Origin of the sequence: Citrobacter sp. T1.2D-1 (assembly GCF_950098555.1) — a bacterium.
GTDB lineage: Bacteria > Pseudomonadota > Gammaproteobacteria > Enterobacterales > Enterobacteriaceae > Citrobacter_A > Citrobacter_A telavivensis.
Genome location: NZ_CATNHH010000012.1, coordinates 262,947 through 284,418, shown reverse-complemented (window position 1 = coordinate 284,418; position 21,472 = coordinate 262,947). Strand labels below are relative to the sequence as shown.

Sequence of the window (21,472 nt, the reverse complement as noted above, 5' to 3'; positions counted from 1 at the left end):
CAACGCGCAGGTATACTCCTGTCCTGGTTTTTTTAATCACTGAGTCGGGAGTTGTTACCCCCCATGCAAGAAATTATGCAATTTGTTAGTCGCCATCCCATACTGAGTATCGCCTGGATTGCGTTACTGGTGGCGGTTTTGTTCACCACGTTTAAAGGCCTGACGTCGAAAGTAAAGGTTATCACTCGCGGTGAAGCCACGCGTCTTATCAACAAAGAAGACGCCGTTATCGTGGATTTACGTCAGCGTGATGATTTCCGCAAAGGCCATATCGCGGGTTCAATTAACCTGCTGCCAAGCGAAATCAAAGCGAACAACGTGGGCGAGCTGGAAAAGCACAAAGACAAACCGGTTATCGTGGTCGATGGTTCCGGCATGCAGTGCCAGGAAGCGGCAAACGCGCTGCTCAAAGCGGGCTTTGAGAAAGTGTCTGTGCTGAAAGAAGGCGTTGCGGGCTGGAGTGGCGAGAACCTGCCGCTGGTTCGCGGTAAGTAATTTACCCGTCGTCTTTCACGGGGCAGGGCTGCCTGCAATATGAAATCCCCAGAGTAAAATGAAATTGGAGATAAGTATGGCCAACATCGAGATCTACACCAAAGCAACCTGCCCGTTTTGCCATCGTGCGAAAGCGCTGTTGAGCAGCAAGGGTGTGAGCTTCCAGGAACTTCCGATCGACGGCGATGCCGTAAAGCGTGAAGAGATGATCAAGCGCAGTGGTCGTACGACGGTTCCGCAGATTTTTATTGATGCACAGCACATTGGTGGCTGTGACGACTTGTATGCGTTGGATGCGCGTGGTGGACTTGATCCCCTGCTGAGCTAACGCTGGGCCATGTTATTGGCATCAAGCGGTATTTAAGGACAACACTAAAGGGTTTTCTACACATGTCAGAACAAAACAACACCGAAATGGCTTTCCAGATCCAGCGTATTTACACCAAAGATGTCTCTTTTGAAGCGCCAAATGCGCCGCATGTTTTCCAGAAAGATTGGCAGCCAGAGGTTAAACTTGATCTGGATACGGCATCTACCCAACTGGCAGACGACGTATACGAAGTGGTGCTGCGTGTTACCGTAACGGCTTCCCTGGGTGAAGAAACGGCGTTCCTGTGCGAAGTTCAGCAAGGCGGTATCTTCTCTATCAGCGGAATCGAAGGCACCCAGATGGCGCATTGCCTGGGCGCATACTGCCCGAACATCCTGTTCCCGTATGCCCGCGAATGCATCACCAGCCTGGTTTCACGTGGTACATTCCCGCAACTGAACCTTGCGCCGGTTAACTTTGATGCGCTGTTCATGAACTATTTACAGCAGCAGTCTGGCGAAGGTACTGAAGAACATCAGGATGCCTGATGAACCAAAGTAATGCTTCAATGACTGTGATCGGTGCCGGCTCGTACGGCACCGCTCTTGCCATCACTCTGGCAAGAAATGGCCATCAGGTTGTCCTGTGGGGCCACGATCCTAAACATATCGCGACCCTTGAGCACGATCGCTGCAATGTCGCGTTCCTCCCGGATGTGCCTTTTCCCGATACGCTGCGCCTCGAAAGTGACTTAGCCACTGCGCTGGCGGCCAGTCGCGATATTCTGGTGGTAGTGCCAAGCCATGTCTTTGGCGAAGTGCTACGACAGATTAAACCACTGCTGCGTCCTGACGCGCGTCTGGTATGGGCGACCAAAGGGCTGGAAGCGGAAACGGGACGCCTGTTGCAGGACGTTGCCCGTGAAGCGCTGGGCGATCAAATCCCGCTGGCGGTAATTTCCGGCCCGACGTTCGCAAAAGAACTGGCGGCAGGAATGCCGACGGCTATCTCTCTGGCCTCTACTGACGACACCTTTGCTGACGATTTGCAGCAACTGCTGCACTGTGGCAAGAGCTTCCGTGTTTACAGCAACCCGGATTTCATCGGCGTCCAGTTGGGTGGTGCGGTGAAGAACGTGATTGCGATTGGCGCGGGAATGTCTGATGGCATTGGTTTTGGTGCTAATGCTCGTACCGCACTGATTACTCGCGGTTTGGCGGAAATGTCACGTCTGGGCACGGCGCTGGGTGCCGATCCGGCAACTTTTATGGGGATGGCCGGATTAGGCGATCTGGTGCTGACCTGTACCGACAACCAGTCGCGAAACCGTCGTTTTGGCATGATGCTCGGTCAGGGCATGGATGTACAAGGCGCGCAGGACAAGATTGGACAGGTGGTTGAAGGCTACCGCAATACGAAAGAAGTTCGCGAGTTGGCGCACCGTTTTGGTGTCGAAATGCCAATAACCGAGGAAATTTATCAAGTATTATATTGCGGAAAAAACGCGCGCGAGGCAGCATTGACGTTATTAGGTCGTGCACGCAAGGATGAGCGTAGCAGCCACTAGTCTCAAGGATCCGTTTTTAAAAACGACCCGGCCCGCGAAGAACGGGCCGGTCGTTAGCCTCATTACCTGGAGCCCGCAATGCCGTGTGAAGAACTGGATATCGTCTGGAAAAATATAAAAGCCGAAGCCCGCGCTCTGGCAGACTGTGAGCCTATGCTGGCCAGTTTTTACCACGCAACGCTACTCAAGCATGAGAATCTGGGCAGTGCGCTGAGCTATATGCTGGCGAACAAACTGGCATCGCCCATTATGCCCGCTATTGCAATTCGTGAAGTGGTCGAAGAAGCGTACGCGGCAGACCCGGAAATGATCGCCTCGGCAGCCTGTGATATTCAGGCAGTCCGCACGCGTGACCCGGCAGTCGACAAATACTCCACCCCGCTTTTGTACCTGAAAGGTTTTCATGCCTTGCAGGCCTACCGCATTGGTCACTGGCTATGGAATGAAGGCCGTCGCGCACTGGCAATCTTCCTGCAAAACCAGGTCTCCGTGACGTTCCAGGTGGATATTCACCCGGCGGCGAAAATTGGCCGTGGGATCATGCTCGACCATGCCACCGGCATCGTGGTCGGTGAGACAGCGGTGATCGAAGATGACGTGTCGATCCTGCAATCGGTCACCCTCGGCGGTACTGGTAAAACCAGCGGCGATCGCCATCCTAAAATTCGTGAAGGTGTGATGATTGGCGCGGGGGCGAAGATCCTCGGCAATATCGAAGTCGGGCGTGGGGCGAAAATTGGTGCCGGTTCCGTGGTGTTACAGCCCGTTCCGCCGCACACCACCGCCGCTGGCGTTCCGGCGCGCATCGTCGGCAAGCCAGACAGCGATAAGCCGTCAATGGATATGGATCAGCACTTCAACGGGATTCACCATACTTTCGAATACGGCGACGGTATCTGACCTCTTGCCCGGTGGCGCTGTGCTTACCGGGCCTATAAAACCGTAGGTCGGATAAGGCGACAGCCGCCATCCGACAATTCAAAGTGTGCGCAATACGGCACCAGGATATCCCAACTGGCGCCACGCCTCATACACCACCACCGACACCGCATTTGACAGGTTCATACTGCGACTGTCCGGCATCATCGGAATACGGATTTTTTGTTCAGCGGGCAGAGCATCGAGAATGCTGGCTGGCAGGCCGCGCGTTTCCGGACCAAACATCAGGTAATCGCCATCCTGATAGCTCACCGCGCTGTGCGCCGGCGTTCCTTTCGTGGTGAGGGCAAACAGGCGCTGCGGATTTTCTGCGCCGACAAAGGCGTCATAATCGTGGTGGCGCTGGACGGCAGCGAACTCGTGATAATCCAGACCGGCGCGGCGCAGGCGCTTGTCGTCCCACGTAAAGCCCATCGGCTCAATGATATGCAGACGAAAACCGGTATTGGCGCAAAGGCGAATAATATTGCCCGTGTTCGGCGGGATTTCTGGTTCAAATAAAACGATGTTAAGCATACTGCCCCCTTAATAACGGGGGGCAGAATAGCAGAAAGGGCAGGTACTATGCGACGGTCAGACGGTGCGGTTTATAGCGTTGCAGCTTATAAATCGTCGCGGCAGCAGCGACCAGCGCCGGAAGACTGAGGAACATCAGTATACTGTCAGCCTGCCATTGCAGGGAAAGCAACTGGGCGCTCATCATGGTCCCGGCAACACCGCCAAAGCGGCCCACGCCCTGCATCCAGGCAATGCCCGTCGCGCGGCAGTGGGTTGGATAAAACGTGGCGGCCAGCGTCTGGAGCCCAGATTGCGCGCCGTTCATGGTAATTCCCATCAGGAAGATTAATGCCCCGAACAGGACGATGTGGTTGTTTTCAAACCCAAGCGCGAGGGCAAACAGCATCGTCAGGACAAAACCGAGAGAGACCACTTTGTGTGCTTCCCAACGATCCATCAGCCACCCAGCCAGCAGGATCCCCGCCGTACCGCCGAACGTGAACAGCGACGTCAGCCAGGCGGATTCCGCCAGTGGATAACCCATTCCCAGCATCAATGTTGGCATCCAGCTGAGCAGCACATAATAGATAACCAGCCCCATAAAGTAGGTCATCCAGAGCATCAGCGTGCCCGGCAACCACGGCATGCTGAAGAGTTGCGCCACGCTCCCTTTTTGGGTCGCGATGCGCTCTTCATCCAGATAAAACTGGGTAACCTGCTCCAGATTCCCCGACATAAAACGTTGGGCAATACGTTTGACGTGTGAAACCTCTTTGCCACGGTGAACGAGATACTTCACCGATTCTGGCAGAAACAGTACCAACAGCACGGTGAGCACCAGCGGTGCGATCGCACCGGCAAGCAGTACACTGTGCCAGCCGTAGTTAGGAATGAGCCAGGAGGAGATCACTCCACCTCCTGCTGCGCCAAGAGGAAAGCCGCAGTACATGGTGTTAATGGCCATTGAGCGGCAGCGCTTAGGCGCAAATTCTGAAACCAGAGTGATGGCGTTAGGCATTGCTGCACCCAGCCCGAGCCCGGTGAGAAACCGCCAGAACGTTAACATATTCAGCGTCTGGGCATACGCCGTTCCCAGACTGGCGAGACCAAAGAACAGGCAGGAAAAGACCAGCACGCGCTTACGACCCATACGATCCGAAACTGGCCCGGCCAGCAGTGCGCCAAATGAGAGTCCCAACAGTGCAGCACTTAATACTGGCCCAAGATCCTGTTTTCTGATGCCCCAGTCGGCTGAGAGCGTGGGGGCAATATAGCCCATCGCCGCCGTATCGAAGCCGTCAATGGCCAGAATGAGGAAACCCAGGACAATAATGACCCAGTGAAAGCGCGAAAAAGGACTGTCATCTATCGCCTGCTGGATATTCACTTTTCCGGTATAAACCATGTCGCCCTCGCCCGTTATGATTGTCGATGTTGTGTTGTTCTTGTATTAGCTTGTCTATACATTTGACAGCGGAATAAAAACTTGTCAAATATATTGGTCATAACTGTTAACCAATCGTTAATTTTGCATAAAAAAGGATCGGGCTGAAAAACAGACCGACCCTATAGCGGCAGAGGTTATGCGAGGTCAGGATCAGGCGGCATCGCCACGGGCAAGCGGAGCCAGCGCGGCGGGTAGACTCTTGCCCAGCTCCTGCACCAGAGAATCACGGCTGATTTCGTTAATGGATTTCGCGCCGGTCAGCGTCATAGCAACCTTCATCTCTTTCTCGATCAGATTCAGCAGATTGGCCACACCGGCCTGACCCGCTGTTGCCAGCGCGTACAGATATGCACGGCCCAACAAGACGGTATCAGCGCCCAGCGCAATCATACGCACCACGTCCAGCCCGTTGCGGATGCCGCTGTCCGCCAGAATGGCGATGTCACCTTTCACCGCGTCGGCAATGGCGGGCAGGGCGCGCGCAGAAGAGAGCACGCCGTCCAACTGACGACCTCCGTGGTTAGAGACCACAATCCCATCGGCACCAAAACGAACCGCGTCGCGGGCGTCTTCTGGGTCGAGGATCCCTTTGATCACCATCGGCCCGTCCCAGAATTCCCGGATCCACTCAAGGTCCTTCCATGAAATTGACGGATCAAAGTTGTTTGCCAGCCAGCCGATGTAATCTTCCAGCCCGGTCGGTTTGCCGAGGTAAGTGGAGATATTGCCGAGATCGTGCGGACGACCGTTCAGGCCGACGTCCCAGGCCCACTGCGGATGGGTAACCGCCTGCCAGTAGCGGCGCAGTGCGGCGTTCGGGCCGCTCATTCCGGAGTGGGCATCACGATAGCGTGCGCCCGGTGTTGGCATATCGACCGTGAAGACCAGCGTTGAGCAGCCCGCCGCTTTTGCGCGTTCCAGCGCGTTACGCATGAACCCACGGTCACGCAGAACATACAACTGGAACCACATCGGACGGTTAATGGTTGGCGCGACTTCTTCAATCGGGCACACGGAGACGGTGGAAAGGGTAAACGGGATCCCTTTCGCATCGGCTGCCGCAGCGGCCTGCACTTCACCGCGACGGGCATACATGCCACACAAGCCGACCGGTGCCAGCGCCACCGGCATCGACAGTTTTTCTTTAAACAGCGTGGTTTCCAGGCTTAAGTCAGACATGTTTTTCAGTACGCGCTGGCGTAGCGCCACGTCCGATAAGTCTTCCACATTACGACGCAGGGTGTGTTCCGCATACGCTCCGCCATCGATGTAGTGGAACAGGAATGGGGGCAGAATGCGCTGGGCTGCGGCGCGATAATCGCTGGCGGCTGAAATAATCATGCTTTGTTCTCCCTGGAATTTTCATTGTGGTCACCGGGCAGGCGGGTAATTCGCGCCTGGCGGGCCTGGTCTTCATCGAATTGTTTAATGGTGGTATGGACGAAACTGAGGTGTGCCATCATCGCCTTACGCGCGCCGTCGGCGTCGCCCGCGAGAATGGCATCTAATACGGCCTGATGTTGCTCCGTCAGCCGGGAAAAGACGGGCGGAACAAGATACATGCGCTGTCGGCTCTGCTTCACCGATGAATGCAGCACGTCGAAGAACCCGCGCATCGTTTGTAACAGCACCACGTTGTGCGAGGCTTCGGCGATAGCCAGATGAAAACGGACGTCGGCCTGTGAGGCGAGATCCGGATCTTCGCTGAGCGTGGCGTCAAAGCAGAGTTTGATTTTCTCTTTGTCGGCGGCAGTAGCGCGCATCGCCGCATGCCAGGCCGTGCTGGCTTCGATGGCGTGCCGGGCCTCGAGGATATCGAAACTGTAATCCGGGTCGTCGGCCATCAGGGTTTTCAGCGGCTGAACGATGTTTTGTTCAGACCACTCTTCATGCTGCCAGCGGACAAACGTGCCGCCGCCGCGACGGCTGAGCAGCACGCCTTCACTGACGAGCTTCGCCAGCGCTTCGCGCAGCGAGTTGCGCGAGACGCCAAGCTGTATCGCCAGCTGGCGCTCGGCGGGCAGTTTCATGCCCGCTTCCAGCTGTTGTTCTTCAATCAGCGCCCGCACACGAGAGGCAATCTCGTCCGACAGGCGTCTGGGCATCACTATCATGGAATCATCCAGGTTAAGACGTAAGCCTGAAGCGTGGTGATCACGCCCACCATGCAGGTGAAAATCAGGCTGTGTTTGACGGTAAAACGGAACAGATCCGACTCTTTGCCGACCAGTCCGACCGCCGCACAGGCGATGGCGATAGACTGCGGCGAAATCATCTTGCCGGTGACGCCACCGGTGGTATTTGCCGCTACCATCAGTACATCGGACACGCCGATTTGCTGTGCGGCGGTGGCCTGCAGGGCGGCAAACAGCGCGTTAGAAGAGGTATCTGAACCGGTCAGGAACACCCCCAGCCAGCCGAGGAACGGCGAGAAGAAGGTAAAGGCGCTGCCCGTGTGCGCCAGCGCTAACGCCAGCGTCGAGGAAAGCCCGGAATAGTTGGAGATAAATGCAAAGGCCAGCACCATCCCGATGGAGTAGATGGGCAGCGCCAGTTCCTTCAGCGTGCTGCCGAATGTCTGAATGGCGGTGGAAGGCTTCATCTTCAGCCAGACGATGGACAGCAGCGCAGCGAACAGGATTGCGGTGCCGGTCGCGGAGAACCAGTCAAATTTATACACGGCCGCGTAGGCGGTGGCTTCGTGGACCACCGGCGGCATGCGGGCAATCAGTTTGTCGAGGAACGGGACCGGTATGTTAATCACCCAGTCGTACAGCGCGCCACCGGGGGTGAACAGGGCTTTAAACGGCGGAACACTCCAGAGGGTCACGGTGGCCGTCAGGAACAGGAACGGCGACCAGGCGCGAACGACCTGTCCGGCGGTATAGTTCGTACGTGCCAGCGTCTGATCGACCTGCGATGCGCCCATGTCGCCAAAGCGGAAGATGCGAACCGGCTGCCAGCGTTTCAGGAACAAGGTCAGACAGACCAGCGATACCAGCGAGGAGATGATGTCCGGCAGTTCCGGACCGATAAAGTTTGAACTGAGGTACTGGGCGATAGCAAACGAACCGCCCGCCACCATGACGGCAGGCCACGTCTCTTTCACGCCGCGCCAGCCGTCCATAATCGCCATGATCCAGAACAGCACGATAATCGTCAGGAACGGTAACTGACGACCGACCATCTGGCCGATTTCAAAGCTGTCCAGCCCGGTAACCTGACCGGCGACCAGAATCGGGATCCCCATTGCGCCAAACGCCACGGGTGCGGTATTGACAATCAGGCACAGTCCGGCGGCATACAACGGGTTAAACCCAAGGCCCACCAGCAGTGCGGCGGTGATGGCGACCGGCGCACCAAATCCTGCCGCCCCTTCGAGGAATGCGCCAAAGCAGAACCCGACAATCAGCATCTGCAAACGTTGGTCAGGGGAGATCGACAATATCGATGAGCGGATGATGTCGAACTGCCCGGTTTTCACCGAGATTTTGTAGACAAACACGGCGGCAATGATGATCCAGGCAATTGGCCACAGACCGTAGAAGAAACCGTACACCACCGAGGCCAGCGCGCGATCGACCGGCATTTTGTAGAACAGCAACGCCACGGCCAGCGCAATAACTACCGTCCACGAGGCGGCAACATAGCCTTTCAGCTTGAGCTTAATCAGTGCGAAAAAGAAGAACAGAATCGGGAGCGATGCGACCAGACTGGAAAGCCAGATGTTACCAGCCGGATCGTAGTTTTGTTGCCAGAGATTCATTGCAGGTCTCCTGAGGGCCACACGCACAATGCAATGAGTCTGTGCTCATCTCGTCGTCACATTATGTGTAAAAGTGGTCCTGCCAATATTGTTGTGTAGGGATAATGACAACGAATAGTTAATCAAATGTTATTTATTGGCAACAGTAGTGTAGGTTCAAATTAATGAATTGTGAACCAGTGGTCGTAACAGCTGGGGATTGGTAGGGCCAATTGGAGGGACCGGACAGCGGACGCGCTGCCCGGTAGAAAATCAGAACTCGGTCTTTGCGAAGCCGGTCATCTCTTTCAGGCCCATTTCGCGACCTAAAGCGGTCATCGGGTGAACCACTACCAGACCCCGCACGCTTTTCTTCAGCTTGCCCATATCGGCCTGCTCTTTTTTGGTGATCGCACGGCGGTACGGCAGGTCCATTAGTTTCTGCGCTTCTTTGCTCAGTTTCTGACTATGAACATCACGCAGGCGGGCGATTTCCGCTTCCAGCGTGGCTTTCTCTTTTTCCAGCTCAGCGTATTTATCGGCAGCGTCAACCAGTGACAGATCGGCTTGCTGGTGGCGGATGGCGTCAAGGCGATCGCTCAGACGTTTGATTTCGTTTTTTTCGACTTCTTTCATGGGATGGCTTCTGATAGAAATAAGGTGAATAGCCTATAGTATGCGCGCAGAGCGGGTTTATTCACAACTAATGGGATAAGAATAATCAAATGCCGCGAGTATTCATTTGCTAACTATTTTTCTAATGGACTGATTAATTAAGAATTTTAGACGATAACAGGATCATGTAAGAGATAATTTGCCGCCGATGGATTAAGCACGTTTTCCTTAATATCATGACGCGGGCGATCCTACACTAAAATTGACCGCTGCGTTGAAGCACAGCGGGAACGTATGGAGGATGTAACATGGCGAAAATAGGTGAGAATGTTCCGCTTCTGATTGATAAAGCTGTGGATTTTATGGCCTCAAGTCAGGCGTTTAAAGAGTATCTGAATAAAATGCCTGAGCGTGACGACGTTCCGAGCGAAGTGCCTGCAGAAAATGCGCAGATGTACCTGCAACGGCTGAAATATTACCGGCGCCTGTATCAGCCAGTACAGGAAAAAGAGTAGCAGGCAGGGAGAGGCTTACTTCTGGAAGGCTTTTTTTAAGCTGATTTTAGAAATCAGCTCAGTCAGGGAGAGAACCATCGTCGAGCGCACCGCTTGCTGGTAGCGCTGGATTTGCATCGCATACAAGCTGGGGTCGGCGGCATCAAACTGTGGCGGCGGCGGCAACGCGACGACGCAATGGAGTTCTGCGAACGGTCCGAGAATTTCATCATCCGTAAAGGCATACTCATTGCCGTCATGATTCATCTCTTCACGCATCGCCATCAGCAGTTCTGCATCTTCATACTCAGGACGACTCAGTACGCCCAGACCGTAGATCAGTTTCAGACGCACAGACAGATCGCCCAGCGGTCCGTCGCCGTCGAGTAACGGTTCTACAGCGTACTTCACTGCGTAGTCATCTTTGCGAAACACCTGAAGCACCAGAATATTTACCGCCTCGGTAAGTAACTCCACGGCGGTGATCAGGAAGCTCCGTACGGTTTTGCCAGCATTCAGACGCTCAAGCACACGATTTTCAAAGGCCTGGGTTTGTTCCATTATTGCCTGCATATCTGACAATCTATTAATCAGGCGCAGGGGCTCCTGCGCCAGTTCCAGCAGCATTACTTTGCGTTATATGCGCTAACGGCCTCGGCAACGACATCACTGTTGATATCCAGTCCGGAAATCTGCGCAAGCGCAGCCTGTGGGCCTTTATCGGCGATCAGCGCAGCCAGTTCCTGCGCCTGCGGATCGTCTTCGCTACGGAAGTGCATCGCGGCAGCGATCCCTTTGACCAGGTTAGCGTGCGGCAGATGGTATTCCAGCGTACCCAGCAGCGGCTTGATCAAACGGTCGCCCGCGCTCAGTTTACGCAGCGGCTGGCGGCCAACGCGCTCAACGTCATCTTTCAGATACGGGTTTTCAAAACGACCGAGGATTTTCTGAATGTATGCCGCATGTTTCTCGGCATCAAAACCGTAGCGTTTGATCAGCACCGCGCCGCTCTCTTCCATCGCCCCTTTGACCACTGCGCGGATTTTCTCGTCGAGAATCGCGTCACGGATGGTCTGATGACCGGTCAATTTTCCGAGGTACGCGGTTATAGCATGCCCGGTGTTCAGCGTGAAGAGTTTACGTTCGACAAATGCCATCAGGTTATCAGTTAATTCCATTCCCGGGATGTTCGGCAACTCGCCTTTGAACTGGGTCTGGTCGACGATCCACTCGCTAAAGGTTTCGACGGTCACTTCCAGCGGATCGTGGGTGGCAGAGGCTGAAGGCGGCACGATGCGGTCAACGGCGGAATCCACGAAACCAACATGGGCGTCAACCCAGGCTTTGTCGTCTTCTGCCAGTGCGTTCATCACATGGCCTTTCAGTTGGGTGGTGCCCCGTACCATGTTTTCACAGGCGATGATATTCAGCGGGGTGGTGATCCCTTGCGCTTTGCGTTTGACCAGGCCTTTGGCGATGGCCGGGGCGATGCGCTCCAGCACGACCGGGCCCACGGCGGTGGTGACCAGGTCAACCTGCGCGATCAGCTCAACAACCTCATCGCCAATGCTGCTTACTGCGTTGACGCCGCTTACGGTATCCACCTGCTCATTTTCACCCACGACATGAACCTGATAGCTATGACGGGCATTCAGGGCGTCGAGCACGACCTGATTTACATCAGCGAATGTCAGTTGTATCCCCGCGTCCGCCAGCAGTTTGCCGATAAAGCCACGACCGATATTACCTGCGCCAAAATGTAATGCTTTCATAGTATTAACCTTCATTAATGTTTTTACCCGAGAGGGCTGGGGTGAGGGAGGAGGCCCTCACCCAAACCCTCTCCACAAGGGAGAGGATTTTGTAGGCCCGATAAGCGTAGCGCCATCGGGCTACGGGGTTTACTTACGACCCGCCAGCAGCGCCAGCACTTCATCCACGCTGGTGGTGTTCGCCAGGCGTTCGATAACAGATTCGTCATCCAGCGCGTTAGTCAGGCTGGTAATGACCTGAATGTGCTCGTTGTTACGGGCCGCGATACCAATCACCAGACGGGCGATGTCGTCTTCTTCTTCACCGAAGCGAACGCCTTGCGGGTACTGGCAGAACACGACGCCGGTTTTCAGTACGCGGTCTTTCGCTTCCACCGTGCCGTGCGGAACGGCGATAGACTCACCCAGATAGGTTGGGGTCAGTTTTTCACGTTCCAACATCGCATCGACATATTCTGGCTCAACATAGCCGCCTTTCACCAGTTGCTCACCGGCGAAGCGAATCGCTTCTTCTTTGGTCGTCGCGGTGCGACCGAGGAAGATGTTCTCTGCGCTCAGTTTGAACAGGTTGTTATCCCCTTCATCGAAGCTGTCTTTCAGGCTATCACGGACTTTTACTTCGTTGTCAGTGTGGCGCTGAGCGGCAACCAGACGCTCGGTCAGGCTGGTGTACAGGCCGCTGTCGAGGAAGTTAGTCAGCGAAATATGCTGCGCCTGCGGGACCTGACGCATCGCACGTTCGGTCAGATCGCGGTGGGTGATGACCAGGTCAACATCCGGCGGCAGGTTGTTAATTGCGCTGTTGGTGACAGAGATCTGGCTCAGACCTGCATCCTGCACTTTCTTACGCAGTACGCCGGCACCCATTGCGCTGGAACCCATACCGGCATCACAGGCTACGATGATTTTACGGACGTGGCTCAGGTCGTTGGTGACATCGCCAGCAGACAGCGGAGTACCGCCTTTGGATTCTGATTTCATGTCCTGCATACGACGAGTTGCGGCTTCAATATCGTCATCTTCTTTCACTTTGCTGGTTTTCAGCAGAATGGCAGAGATAACAAAGGAGACCGCCATTGCCGCACAGATTGCCGCGATGTTAGCGAAGTAAGCCCCTTTTGGCGTCATCGCCAGCACGGCCAGGATAGAACCAGGAGACGCCGGAGAAACCAGACCACCGTTCAGGATAGTCAGCGTGAACACGCCAGTCATACCACCGAGGATAACGGCGAGGATCAGACGCGGGTTCATCAGTACATACGGGAAGTAAATTTCGTGGATACCCCCCAGGAAGTGAATGATTGCCGCACCGCCCGCAGACTGTTTAGCACTACCGCGACCAAAGAACATGTACGCCAGCAGAACCCCCATCCCCGGACCCGGGTTGGCTTCAATCAGGAAGAAGATGGATTTACCCATCTCATGGGACTGCTGAATACCCAGCGGTGAGAAGATACCGTGGTTAATGGCGTTGTTCAGGAACAGGATTTTCGCTGGTTCAACGAAGATAGACGCCAGCGGCAGCATCTCATGGACAACCATGAAGTTAACGCCCGCTGCCAGTATTTTTGACAGAACTTCAACCGCCGGCCCAATGCCGAGGAATGCCAGAATGGCGAGGATCATACCGATGATGCCAGCGGAGAAGTTATTCACCAGCATCTCAAAACCGGATTTGATCTTACCGTCTACCCAGCTATCGAAATGTTTGATTGCCCAGCCGCCCAGCGGACCGGCGATCATCGCACCGAGGAACATCGGCATGTCTGCGCCGACGATAACGCCCATGGTGGTGATTGCACCCACCACGCCGCCACGGTCGCCGCCCACCAGTCTACCGCCGGTGAAACCTATCAGCAGCGGCAGGAGATAAGTGATCATTGGACCGACCAGCTTCGCCAGCGTTTCGTTTGGCAACCACCCTGTCGGAATAAATAGTGCGGTGATAATACCCCACGCGATAAACGCGCCGATATTTGGCATCACCATATTGCTGAGGAATCGACCAAAGCTTTGCACCTTGATCTTAATATCGGATGACATAAAAACACCCCTTCTTATGTGTTTGCTGACGCGCAGGCTGGAAGCCCGAGGTTTTGTTAATGTAGCGGCAGAGGTAGCCGGACCCTGTAGATACTGCGAAATCTGGCACTGAATCGGTAAACTGTCCAGTCAGTGACCTTTGTTGTGATTTGCGTCACACAAATATAGGGGGTAGGGAGGTAATTGATGTGATGCGCATCACAAAATATTTGTGTAGAAAAACAACAAACCTCGGTTTTAACCCATTATTGACATTAATTTGTGATGAGTCTCACGTTTTGTCTTTGGCGATTTGTTGAATGTTTGTGATCTTAATCACGAAAAATTTTCGTCCGGCTTTGTTCCGATGTGATCCTGAGCAGATTCTTCTCACCGTCAGATCGTCGGATGTCATTAAGTAACCATTCAGCGTGAAAAATAGTCTTTGGCGTGATGGCGAAAATGCAGAACTCGAATTATGTTCAAATCATCAGCCAGTTTGCTTTCGGCTGCCTGCAATTAATATTCTGATTAGCGTGAAGCCGGGGCAGATATGTTTCTAAATTATTTCGCGTTGGGTGTGCTGATCTTTGTCTTTCTGGTGATTTTTTACGGCGTTATTGCCATCCATGATATCCCCTATTTAATTGCGAAGAAACGTAACCACCCGCATGCCGATGCTATTCATACTGCAGGTTGGGTGAGCCTGTTTACGCTCCATGTGATCTGGCCGTTTTTGTGGATTTGGGCAACCCTCTACCAGCCAGAACGCGGTTGGGGCATGCAGTCACACGCTACGCCTGCAGGGCAGGAGACCGATCCGGAGATTGCGGCGTTATCCGCGCGTATTACACAACTCGAAAAAAAGCTGGCCGGGGTTAAAACGGCTGATGAGACGACGTTTCCGGAGATCTGACCATGGATCTATTGATTGTATTAACCTATGTGGCACTGGCGTGGGCGGTCTTCAAACTCTTTCGCATTCCGGTGAATCAATGGACTCTGGCAACGGCAGCATTAGGCGGCGTATTTCTGGTAAGCGGTCTGATCCTGTTAATGAACTATAACCACCCGTACACTTTTACTGCGCAAAAAGCCGTTATTTCCATTCCCATTACGCCGCAGGTTACCGGGATTGTCAGCGAGGTTACCGATAAAAATAACCAACTGATTAAAAAGGGGGAAGTGCTGTTTAAACTTGACCCCGTTCGCTATCAAGCGCGCGTGGACAGGCTACAGGCCGATCTGGTCACCGCAACGCACAATATCCAGACGCTGAAAGCCCAACTGACCGAAGCGCAGGCCAATACGACGCGCGTTTCTGCCGAGCGCGATCGATTGTATAAAGATTATCAGCGTTACCTGAAAGGCAGTCAGGCACGGGTTAACCCCTTCTCGGAAAGCGATATTGATACGGCGCGGCAAAACTTTCTGGCGCAGGATGCGCTGGTAAAAGGTTCCGTTGCTGAGCAGGCGCAAATCCAAAGCCAACTGGACAGCATGGTCAACGGTGAACAGTCGCAAATTGTCAGCCTGCGGGCACAGTTGGCAGAGGCTAAATACAACCTTGATCAGACCATTATTCGTGCTCCCAGCAACGGTTACGTTACCCAGGTGCTGATCCGACCCGGTACTTACGCCGCTGCGCTGCCATTGCGTCCGGTGATGGTCTTTATCCCTGAACAAAAACGGCAAATTGTCGCTCAGTTCCGGCAAAATTCACTGCTTCGCCTTGAACCGGGCGATGACGCGGAGGTGGTGTTTAACGCGCTGCCCGGGCAGGTTTTTCACGGTAAGTTGACCAGCATATTGCCCGTGGTGCCGGGCGGTTCGTATCAGGCTCAGGGCGCACTACAGTCCCTGACGGTGGTACCCGGGACCGATGGCGTCCTGGCGACGATTGAACTGGATCCAAATGCCGATGTGGATGCGTTGCCCGACGGTATCTACGCACAGGTGGCGGTCTATTCCGACCATTTCGCCCATGTTTCGGTGATGCGTAAAGTGTTGCTGCGTATGACCAGTTGGATGCACTACCTTTATTTGGATCATTGAGAACTCTGTCACCTGCCTTTTCCCGCTGCGTGAGCCATACTCATTGTTTTGTGTTGGCGAAAAGGACCGAGCATGAAACTCATTGGTAGCTACACCAGCCCGTTTGTACGTAAGATTTCGATCCTGCTGCTGGAAAAAGGCATCACTTTCGAATTTGTTAATGAACTGCCCTACAATGCGGAAAACGGTGTAGCGCAGTACAACCCGCTAGGAAAAGTCCCGGCGCTGGTGACTGACGATGGAGAGTACTGGTTCGATTCGCCGATTATCGCGGAATACATTGAACTGCTGAATATTGCGCCAGCGATGCTGCCTCGCGAACCGCTGGCCTCGCTGAAAGTCCGACAACTTGAGTCGCTGGCCGATGGGATAATGGACGCCGGTCTGGTGTCGGTACGAGAACAGGCGCGTCCTGCCGCGCAGCAATCGGAAACCGAACTGTTGCGCCAGCGCGAGAAAATCAACCGTAGTCTGGATGCGCTGGAAGGGTACCTGGTGGACGGGACGATTAAACCTGACACGGTCAATCTGGCGACTATCGCGATTGCCTGCGCGGTGGGCTATCTCAATTTCCGCCGCGTCTCGCCGGGCTGGTGTGTGAGCAGGCCCCATCTGGTTAAGCTGGTGGAGACGCTGTTCCAGCGTGAAAGTTTTGCCCGAACTGAACCGCCAAAGGCTTAACGCCTATTCGCCAAAGGCTTGATACGTATTATGTCCGTCTGAGCAATCTCACGTTACAATCCCCTCTATGTCGATATCCCTCTCCGTTGTGGAGAGGGCCACCAACAGCCAGGCCTATTCATGACGATCGAAACGCGTTCGCTCTATAGTCAACTCCCCGCCATTGATCGCTTATTGCGTGAAAGTGAATTTCTTACCCTCCGTGAGACTCACGGGCATACCCGTGTCGTTGATCTGCTCCGCCAACTGCTTGATGAAGCGAGAGAGGTGATTCGCGATACGCAAGCGTTGCCTGCATGGTGCGAAGACTGGGCGCAGGAAGTGAATGTCCGGCTGGAAAAAGAGGCCGAGAGTGCGCTGCGTCCGGTTATCAACCTGACGGGCACGGTGTTGCATACTAATCTGGGGCGCGCCTTACAGGCCGAAGAGGCCGTCGCGGCTGTCGCGCAGGCCATGCGCTCGGCGGTAACGCTGGAGTATGACCTGGACGGCGCGGGACGCGGGCATCGCGACCGTGCGCTGGCAGAATTGCTCTGCCGCATCACCGGTGCGGAAGATGCCTGTATTGTGAATAACAACGCAGCGGCGGTGCTGCTGATGCTGGCCGCCTCCGCTGCCGGTAAAGAGGTGGTGGTCTCACGCGGTGAGCTGGTGGAGATTGGCGGCGCGTTTCGTATCCCGGATGTGATGCGTCAGGCGGGTTGCACACTGCATGAAGTCGGTACCACCAACCGGACGCATGCCGACGACTATCGTCAGGCGGTGAATGAAAACACCGCGCTGCTGATGAAGGTGCATACCAGTAATTACAGCATTGAAGGCTTCACCCACACTGTTGATGAGTCGGAACTGGCCCAAATCGGCCAGACGCTGGATATTCCGGTCGTGGCCGATCTCGGCAGCGGTTCATTGGTCGATTTGAGTCAGTACGGTCTGCCGAAAGAGCCGATGCCGCAGCAACTGATCGCCGCAGGCGTCAGCCTGGTGAGTTTCTCGGGCGATAAGCTGTTGGGCGGTCCACAGGCTGGGATCATCGTCGGTAAGAAAGAGATGATTGCACGATTGCAGAGCCATCCGCTTAAACGCGCGCTGCGGGCGGATAAAATGACCCTTGCGGCACTGGAAGCGACGTTGAGTCTGTATCTGCATCCGGAAGCGCTGGCCGAGAAGCTGCCGACGCTGCGCCTGTTAACCCGAAGCAAAGACGCGATTCTGGCTCAGGCGGAGCGGCTTCTGGCTCCGTTAACCGCGCACTACGACGCCGAGTTTGCGGTGAAGGTGCTGCCCTGCCTGTCGCAAATCGGCAGTGGCTCTTTGCCGGTTGATAGACTCCCCAGCGCGGCATTAACCTTTACACCACATGACGGTCGCGGAAGCCGTCTTGAAGCCCTGGCGACCCGCTGGCGTGAGCTGCCGGTTCCGGTCATCGGTCGGATTTACGAAGGTCGCCTGTGGCTGGATTTACGCTGTCTTGAAGATGAGACCCGGTTTATGGAGATGTTGTTGAAATGATTATTGCGACCGCCGGACATGTCGACCATGGGAAAACGACGCTGCTGCAGGCCATTACCGGCGTGAATGCCGACCGCCTGCCGGAAGAGAAAAAGCGCGGAATGACTATCGATCTGGGCTATGCCTACTGGCCGCAGCCGGACGGGCGCGTGCTGGGGTTTATCGATGTCCCCGGTCACGAGAAATTTCTCTCAAACATGCTGGCGGGCGTGGGCGGTATCGATCATGCGTTACTGGTCGTCGCCTGCGACGATGGCGTGATGGCGCAAACGCGTGAACACCTGGCGATTCTACAACTGACCGGGAATCCAACGCTGACGGTGGCGTTGACCAAAGCCGATCGTGTGGATGACGCGCGGGTGCTGGAGGTTCAGCAGCAGGTGCAGGATGTCCTGCGCGAGTATGGCTTTGCACAGGCGATGTTATTTGTGACGGCCGCCAATGAAGGCCGCGGGATTGACGCGTTGCGCGAACATTTGCTGCAACTGCCCGCCCGCGAACACGCCAGGGATCAGACGTTCCGACTGGCTATCGACCGCGCCTTTACTGTAAAAGGCGCCGGGTTGGTGGTGACCGGTACCGCGTTGAGCGGCGAAGTGAACGTCGGGGATACGTTGTGGCTGACCGGTGTGAATACGTCTATGCGTGTGCGCGGACTTCACGCGCAAAACCAGGCGAGCGAGCATGCCCATGCCGGGCAGCGCATCGCGTTGAATATCGCTGGCGATGCCGAAAAAGAACAGCTTAACCGTGGTGACTGGTTGCTTTCAGACGCCCCACCTGAACCGTTTACGCGGGTGATTGTGGCGCTGGAAAGTCACGTTCCACTCACGCAGTGGCAGCCGCTACACATTCACCATGCGGCCAGCCATGTGACCGGGCGCGTATCGCTGCTGGAAGATAATCTGGCGGAACTGGTATTTGATACACCGCTGCTGCTGGTTGATAACGACCGCCTGGTGCTGCGCGATATCTCCGCGCGCGCGACGCTTGCCGGGGCGCGGGTGGTCACTCTCAATCCGCCACGTCGCGGCAAACGTAAACCGGAATATCTGCAATGGCTGGCAACGCTGGCGGTGGCGAAAGATGACGGTGCCGCACTGGCTGTGCATCTGCAACGCGGGGCGGTAAATTTGCCCGACTTTGCGTGGGCACGCCAGTTGAATGGCGATGGCATGCGCTCACTCATTCACCAGCATGGTTTTATTCAGGCGGGTTACAGCCTGCTGAATGCGGAGGTCGCCGCGCGCTGGCAGCGCAAAATTCTCGACACGCTGGCGACTTATCATGAACAGCATCGCGATGAGCCAGGTCCGGGGCGTGAACGCCTGCGCCGCATGGCGCTGCCGATGGAAGATGAAGCGCTGGTGCTGTTGTTGATTGAGCAAATGCGCGACAGCGGTGATATTCACAGCCACCACGGCTGGCTGCACCTGCCGGATCACAAGGCTGGCTTTACTGACGAACAGCAGACGACCTGGCTTAAGACCGCGCCGTTATTTGGTGACGAACCCTGGTGGGTCCGCGATCTCGCCCGCGAAACCGCCACCGATGAGCAAACGATGCGTCTGGTGTTGCGTCAGGCAGCACAGCAGGGGATGATTACGGCGATCGTAAAAGATCGTTACTACCGTAACGATCGCATTGTGGCTTTCGCCAGCATGATCCGCGAACTGGATCTGGAGAAAGGCTCAACCTGCGCAGCCGATTTTCGCGATCGGTTGGGCGTAGGGCGAAAACTAGCGATTCAAATTCTGGAATACTTCGACCGGATTGGCTTTACTCGTCGCCGTGGAAACGATCATCTATTACGTGATGCGTTATTATTTCCGGAAAAGGGATAATACAATTTATTTAAAATAAGAATGAATTGATACAATAAATAGTTTGAAACGAAAAGAGCCCATTAATTTGTAGCCTAATGTGCTCTTTTATTTTTTCATTAAATAAATGACCGCTGCGATCATATTTTATCCTGAGATTCGTTCGTATGCTGCAATTCCTTCTGAAACTATTAAGGATTGAGCATATGGCCGCTTCAACATTTTATATTCCTTCCGTGAATATAATAGGAGCTGATTCATTAAAAGATGCAATGAATACAATGACGGAATATGGCTTTCGTCGGACGTTAATTGTAACGGACAGCGTGCTGATGCAGTTAGGCATGGCGGGTCATATTCAAAAGGCATTGCAGGAACATGATATTTTCAGCGTCATTTTTGATGGCACACATCCTAATCCGACGACAATAAACGTCGCCGACGGCCTGAAGATCCTGAAAGAAAATGACTGCGATAGCGTTATTTCGCTGGGTGGCGGTTCCCCACATGATTGTGCCAAAGGGATTGCGCTGGTGGCCGCGAATGGGGGAGATATCCGCGATTATGAAGGTGTTGATCGCTCGGCAAAACCGCAGTTGCCGATGATTGCGATTAACACCACGGCAGGAACTGCGTCTGAAATGACGCGGTTCTGCATTATCACTGACGTCGATCGTCACATCAAAATGGCGATAGTGGATAAACACGTCACGCCGTTGCTGTCGGTAAATGACTCTTTGCTGATGGTCGGCATGCCGAAATCGTTGACGGCGGCGACCGGCATGGATGCACTGACCCATGCGATCGAAGCGTATGTCTCGGTGGCTGCCACGCCGATCACCGATGCCTGTGCGCTGAAAGCGGTGACCATGATTTCTGACAATCTGAGCATCGCGGTGGAATCGGGTGGCAATGTACATGCGCGCGAAGCGATGGCCTATGCGCAGTTCCTGGCGGGGATGGCCTTCAATAACGCGTCATTAGGCTATGTCCACGCGATGGCGCACCAGTTAGGCGGTTTCTATGACCTGCCGCACGGCGTGTGTAATGCCGTTTTGCTGCCACACGTTCAGGTGTTCAACAGTCAGGTGGCCGCCGCGCGTCTGCGTGACTGCGCGACAGCAATGGGCGTGCATGTCGCGGGGATGACCGACGCCGAAGGCGCTCAAGCCTGTATTGGTGCGATCCGCGCGCTGGCGCGGCAGGTCAATATCCCGGCAGGCCTGCGTGACCTGGGCGTGAAAGAAGAGGATATTCCGGTGCTGGCGACCAATGCGCTGAAAGATGCCTGCGGTCTGACCAACCCAATCCAGGCTACACACGACGAGATCATGGCTATCTATCGTGCGGCGATGTAATTCGTTTATCTGATTATCTGGCTTGCCGATCGGACTGGATTTGCAAGCCGGATAACGTGACCACAGTCGTAAAGCTATCACGACCTGGCGAGAAAATCGCCAGCGCCGACTACCCTTGTTATACCCCTGTAGCAAGGAG

General features: G+C 54.9%; 21 protein-coding genes. 12 read left to right on the top strand and 9 right to left on the bottom strand.

All coding sequences use genetic code 11. The features are described 5' to 3' along the window. Nucleotides 1–63: 63 nt before the first annotated feature. The 5 genes from QQZ17_RS12745 (at nucleotide 64) to cysE (ending at nucleotide 3,272) form a co-directional block, all read left to right on the top strand. A complete protein-coding gene (locus QQZ17_RS12745) occupies nucleotides 64–495 on the top strand; it encodes a rhodanese-like domain-containing protein (protein WP_046492084.1) in 432 nt (143 codons plus the stop codon). Between the two features lie 76 nt (nucleotides 496–571). Continuing rightward, nucleotides 572–823: a glutaredoxin 3 gene (grxC, locus tag QQZ17_RS12740; protein ID WP_152400605.1), complete on the top strand. Its 252-nt coding sequence runs from the start codon at nucleotides 572–574 to the stop codon at nucleotides 821–823. Between the two features lie 62 nt (nucleotides 824–885). After that, complete coding sequence (gene secB / locus QQZ17_RS12735; RefSeq protein ID WP_042323288.1) at nucleotides 886–1,353, top strand: protein-export chaperone SecB; 468 nt, start codon at nucleotides 886–888, stop codon at nucleotides 1,351–1,353. Continuing rightward, on the top strand, nucleotides 1,353–2,372 hold the full coding sequence (gene gpsA, locus QQZ17_RS12730; protein ID WP_152400602.1) for an NAD(P)H-dependent glycerol-3-phosphate dehydrogenase: 1,020 nt from the start codon (nucleotides 1,353–1,355) through the stop codon (nucleotides 2,370–2,372). Before secB ends, gpsA begins: the two co-directional genes overlap by 1 nt. Before the next feature lie 78 nt (nucleotides 2,373–2,450). Then, nucleotides 2,451–3,272 (top strand): serine O-acetyltransferase, encoded by an 822-nt coding sequence (gene cysE, locus QQZ17_RS12725; protein WP_152400600.1) that lies wholly within the window; start codon nucleotides 2,451–2,453, stop codon nucleotides 3,270–3,272. A gap of 78 nt (nucleotides 3,273–3,350) precedes the next feature. On the opposite strand, the gene trmL is transcribed toward cysE, so the two are convergent. The 6 genes from trmL to QQZ17_RS12695 all read right to left on the bottom strand — a co-directional run bounded on the left by trmL (nucleotide 3,351) and on the right by QQZ17_RS12695 (nucleotide 9,637). Next, nucleotides 3,351–3,827: a tRNA (uridine(34)/cytosine(34)/5-carboxymethylaminomethyluridine(34)-2'-O)-methyltransferase TrmL gene (gene trmL / locus QQZ17_RS12720; RefSeq protein ID WP_152400598.1), complete on the bottom strand. Its 477-nt coding sequence runs from the start codon at nucleotides 3,825–3,827 to the stop codon at nucleotides 3,351–3,353. Between the two features lie 46 nt (nucleotides 3,828–3,873). Continuing rightward, nucleotides 3,874–5,214: an MFS transporter gene (locus tag QQZ17_RS12715; RefSeq protein WP_152400595.1), complete on the bottom strand. Its 1,341-nt coding sequence runs from the start codon at nucleotides 5,212–5,214 to the stop codon at nucleotides 3,874–3,876. A 192-nt stretch (nucleotides 5,215–5,406) separates the two neighbouring features. Further along, on the bottom strand, nucleotides 5,407–6,597 hold the full coding sequence (gene lldD / locus QQZ17_RS12710; RefSeq protein WP_152400593.1) for an FMN-dependent L-lactate dehydrogenase LldD: 1,191 nt from the start codon (nucleotides 6,595–6,597) through the stop codon (nucleotides 5,407–5,409). Continuing rightward, nucleotides 6,594–7,370: a transcriptional regulator LldR gene (gene lldR / locus QQZ17_RS12705; RefSeq protein ID WP_152400591.1), complete on the bottom strand. Its 777-nt coding sequence runs from the start codon at nucleotides 7,368–7,370 to the stop codon at nucleotides 6,594–6,596. Before lldR ends, lldD begins: the two co-directional genes overlap by 4 nt. Beyond that, nucleotides 7,367–9,022 (bottom strand): L-lactate permease, encoded by a 1,656-nt coding sequence (lldP, locus tag QQZ17_RS12700; RefSeq protein ID WP_152400589.1) that lies wholly within the window; start codon nucleotides 9,020–9,022, stop codon nucleotides 7,367–7,369. Before lldP ends, lldR begins: the two co-directional genes overlap by 4 nt. 252 nt (nucleotides 9,023–9,274) lie before the next feature. Then, nucleotides 9,275–9,637: a YibL family ribosome-associated protein gene (locus QQZ17_RS12695; RefSeq protein ID WP_152400587.1), complete on the bottom strand. Its 363-nt coding sequence runs from the start codon at nucleotides 9,635–9,637 to the stop codon at nucleotides 9,275–9,277. A gap of 287 nt (nucleotides 9,638–9,924) precedes the next feature. Here QQZ17_RS12695 and QQZ17_RS12690 point away from each other — a divergent pair, with 287 nt between their 5' ends. After that, complete coding sequence (locus QQZ17_RS12690) at nucleotides 9,925–10,131, top strand: hypothetical protein (protein ID WP_152400585.1); 207 nt, start codon at nucleotides 9,925–9,927, stop codon at nucleotides 10,129–10,131. A 15-nt stretch (nucleotides 10,132–10,146) separates the two neighbouring features. On the opposite strand, the gene mtlR is transcribed toward QQZ17_RS12690, so the two are convergent. The 3 genes from mtlR to mtlA form a co-directional block, all read right to left on the bottom strand. Beyond that, on the bottom strand, nucleotides 10,147–10,737 hold the full coding sequence (gene mtlR / locus QQZ17_RS12685) for a mannitol operon repressor MtlR (protein WP_152400583.1): 591 nt from the start codon (nucleotides 10,735–10,737) through the stop codon (nucleotides 10,147–10,149). After that, the gene (gene mtlD / locus QQZ17_RS12680) at nucleotides 10,737–11,882 is read right to left on the bottom strand and encodes a mannitol-1-phosphate 5-dehydrogenase (protein ID WP_152400581.1); all 1,146 of its coding nucleotides are present in this window, start codon (nucleotides 11,880–11,882) and stop codon (nucleotides 10,737–10,739) included. The genes mtlR and mtlD overlap by 1 nt, the downstream gene beginning before the upstream one ends. Before the next feature lie 129 nt (nucleotides 11,883–12,011). Further along, entirely contained in the window at nucleotides 12,012–13,925 is a 1,914-nt protein-coding gene (gene mtlA / locus QQZ17_RS12675) for a PTS mannitol transporter subunit IICBA (RefSeq protein ID WP_152400578.1), read from the bottom strand. 532 nt (nucleotides 13,926–14,457) lie between these two features. On the opposite strand from mtlA, the gene QQZ17_RS12670 reads away from it, so the two are divergent. The 6 genes from QQZ17_RS12670 (at nucleotide 14,458) to yiaY (ending at nucleotide 21,333) form a co-directional block, all read left to right on the top strand. Further along, entirely contained in the window at nucleotides 14,458–14,820 is a 363-nt protein-coding gene (locus QQZ17_RS12670) for a DUF3302 domain-containing protein (protein ID WP_152400576.1), read from the top strand. 2 nt (nucleotides 14,821–14,822) lie between these two features. After that, nucleotides 14,823–15,959: an HlyD family secretion protein gene (locus QQZ17_RS12665; protein WP_152400574.1), complete on the top strand. Its 1,137-nt coding sequence runs from the start codon at nucleotides 14,823–14,825 to the stop codon at nucleotides 15,957–15,959. Nucleotides 15,960–16,031: 72 nt separating this feature from the next. Next, on the top strand, nucleotides 16,032–16,640 hold the full coding sequence (locus QQZ17_RS12660; protein WP_152400571.1) for a glutathione S-transferase: 609 nt from the start codon (nucleotides 16,032–16,034) through the stop codon (nucleotides 16,638–16,640). A gap of 120 nt (nucleotides 16,641–16,760) precedes the next feature. Next, nucleotides 16,761–18,152 (top strand): L-seryl-tRNA(Sec) selenium transferase, encoded by a 1,392-nt coding sequence (selA, locus tag QQZ17_RS12655; RefSeq protein WP_152400569.1) that lies wholly within the window; start codon nucleotides 16,761–16,763, stop codon nucleotides 18,150–18,152. Continuing rightward, nucleotides 18,149–19,996, top strand: coding sequence for a selenocysteine-specific translation elongation factor (gene selB, locus QQZ17_RS12650; protein ID WP_152400567.1), 1,848 nt, complete (start codon nucleotides 18,149–18,151; stop codon nucleotides 19,994–19,996). The genes selA and selB overlap by 4 nt, the downstream gene beginning before the upstream one ends. Before the next feature lie 185 nt (nucleotides 19,997–20,181). After that, a complete protein-coding gene (yiaY, locus tag QQZ17_RS12645; RefSeq protein WP_152400565.1) occupies nucleotides 20,182–21,333 on the top strand; it encodes an L-threonine dehydrogenase in 1,152 nt (383 codons plus the stop codon). Nucleotides 21,334–21,472: the final 139 nt, after the last annotated feature.

What these genes read in the sequence shown, in the direction of transcription:
- mtlA (WP_152400578.1), bottom strand. Translation starts at nt 13,925, where the DNA reads ATGTCATCCGATATTAAGATCAAGGTGCAAAGCTTTGGTCGATTCCTC.
- trmL (WP_152400598.1), bottom strand. Translation starts at nt 3,827, where the DNA reads ATGCTTAACATCGTTTTATTTGAACCAGAAATCCCGCCGAACACGGGC.
- lldP (WP_152400589.1), bottom strand. Translation starts at nt 9,022, where the DNA reads ATGAATCTCTGGCAACAAAACTACGATCCGGCTGGTAACATCTGGCTT.
- QQZ17_RS12695 (WP_152400587.1), bottom strand. Translation starts at nt 9,637, where the DNA reads ATGAAAGAAGTCGAAAAAAACGAAATCAAACGTCTGAGCGATCGCCTT.
- yiaY (WP_152400565.1), top strand. Translation starts at nt 20,182, where the DNA reads ATGGCCGCTTCAACATTTTATATTCCTTCCGTGAATATAATAGGAGCT.
- cysE (WP_152400600.1), top strand. Translation starts at nt 2,451, where the DNA reads ATGCCGTGTGAAGAACTGGATATCGTCTGGAAAAATATAAAAGCCGAA.
- mtlR (WP_152400583.1), bottom strand. Translation starts at nt 10,737, where the DNA reads ATGCTGCTGGAACTGGCGCAGGAGCCCCTGCGCCTGATTAATAGATTG.
- lldR (WP_152400591.1), bottom strand. Translation starts at nt 7,370, where the DNA reads ATGATAGTGATGCCCAGACGCCTGTCGGACGAGATTGCCTCTCGTGTG.
- QQZ17_RS12670 (WP_152400576.1), top strand. Translation starts at nt 14,458, where the DNA reads ATGTTTCTAAATTATTTCGCGTTGGGTGTGCTGATCTTTGTCTTTCTG.
- selA (WP_152400569.1), top strand. Translation starts at nt 16,761, where the DNA reads ATGACGATCGAAACGCGTTCGCTCTATAGTCAACTCCCCGCCATTGAT.
- QQZ17_RS12745 (WP_046492084.1), top strand. Translation starts at nt 64, where the DNA reads ATGCAAGAAATTATGCAATTTGTTAGTCGCCATCCCATACTGAGTATC.
- grxC (WP_152400605.1), top strand. Translation starts at nt 572, where the DNA reads ATGGCCAACATCGAGATCTACACCAAAGCAACCTGCCCGTTTTGCCAT.
- mtlD (WP_152400581.1), bottom strand. Translation starts at nt 11,882, where the DNA reads ATGAAAGCATTACATTTTGGCGCAGGTAATATCGGTCGTGGCTTTATC.
- lldD (WP_152400593.1), bottom strand. Translation starts at nt 6,597, where the DNA reads ATGATTATTTCAGCCGCCAGCGATTATCGCGCCGCAGCCCAGCGCATT.
- gpsA (WP_152400602.1), top strand. Translation starts at nt 1,353, where the DNA reads ATGAACCAAAGTAATGCTTCAATGACTGTGATCGGTGCCGGCTCGTAC.
- QQZ17_RS12690 (WP_152400585.1), top strand. Translation starts at nt 9,925, where the DNA reads ATGGCGAAAATAGGTGAGAATGTTCCGCTTCTGATTGATAAAGCTGTG.
- QQZ17_RS12660 (WP_152400571.1), top strand. Translation starts at nt 16,032, where the DNA reads ATGAAACTCATTGGTAGCTACACCAGCCCGTTTGTACGTAAGATTTCG.
- QQZ17_RS12715 (WP_152400595.1), bottom strand. Translation starts at nt 5,214, where the DNA reads ATGGTTTATACCGGAAAAGTGAATATCCAGCAGGCGATAGATGACAGT.
- QQZ17_RS12665 (WP_152400574.1), top strand. Translation starts at nt 14,823, where the DNA reads ATGGATCTATTGATTGTATTAACCTATGTGGCACTGGCGTGGGCGGTC.
- secB (WP_042323288.1), top strand. Translation starts at nt 886, where the DNA reads ATGTCAGAACAAAACAACACCGAAATGGCTTTCCAGATCCAGCGTATT.
- selB (WP_152400567.1), top strand. Translation starts at nt 18,149, where the DNA reads ATGATTATTGCGACCGCCGGACATGTCGACCATGGGAAAACGACGCTG.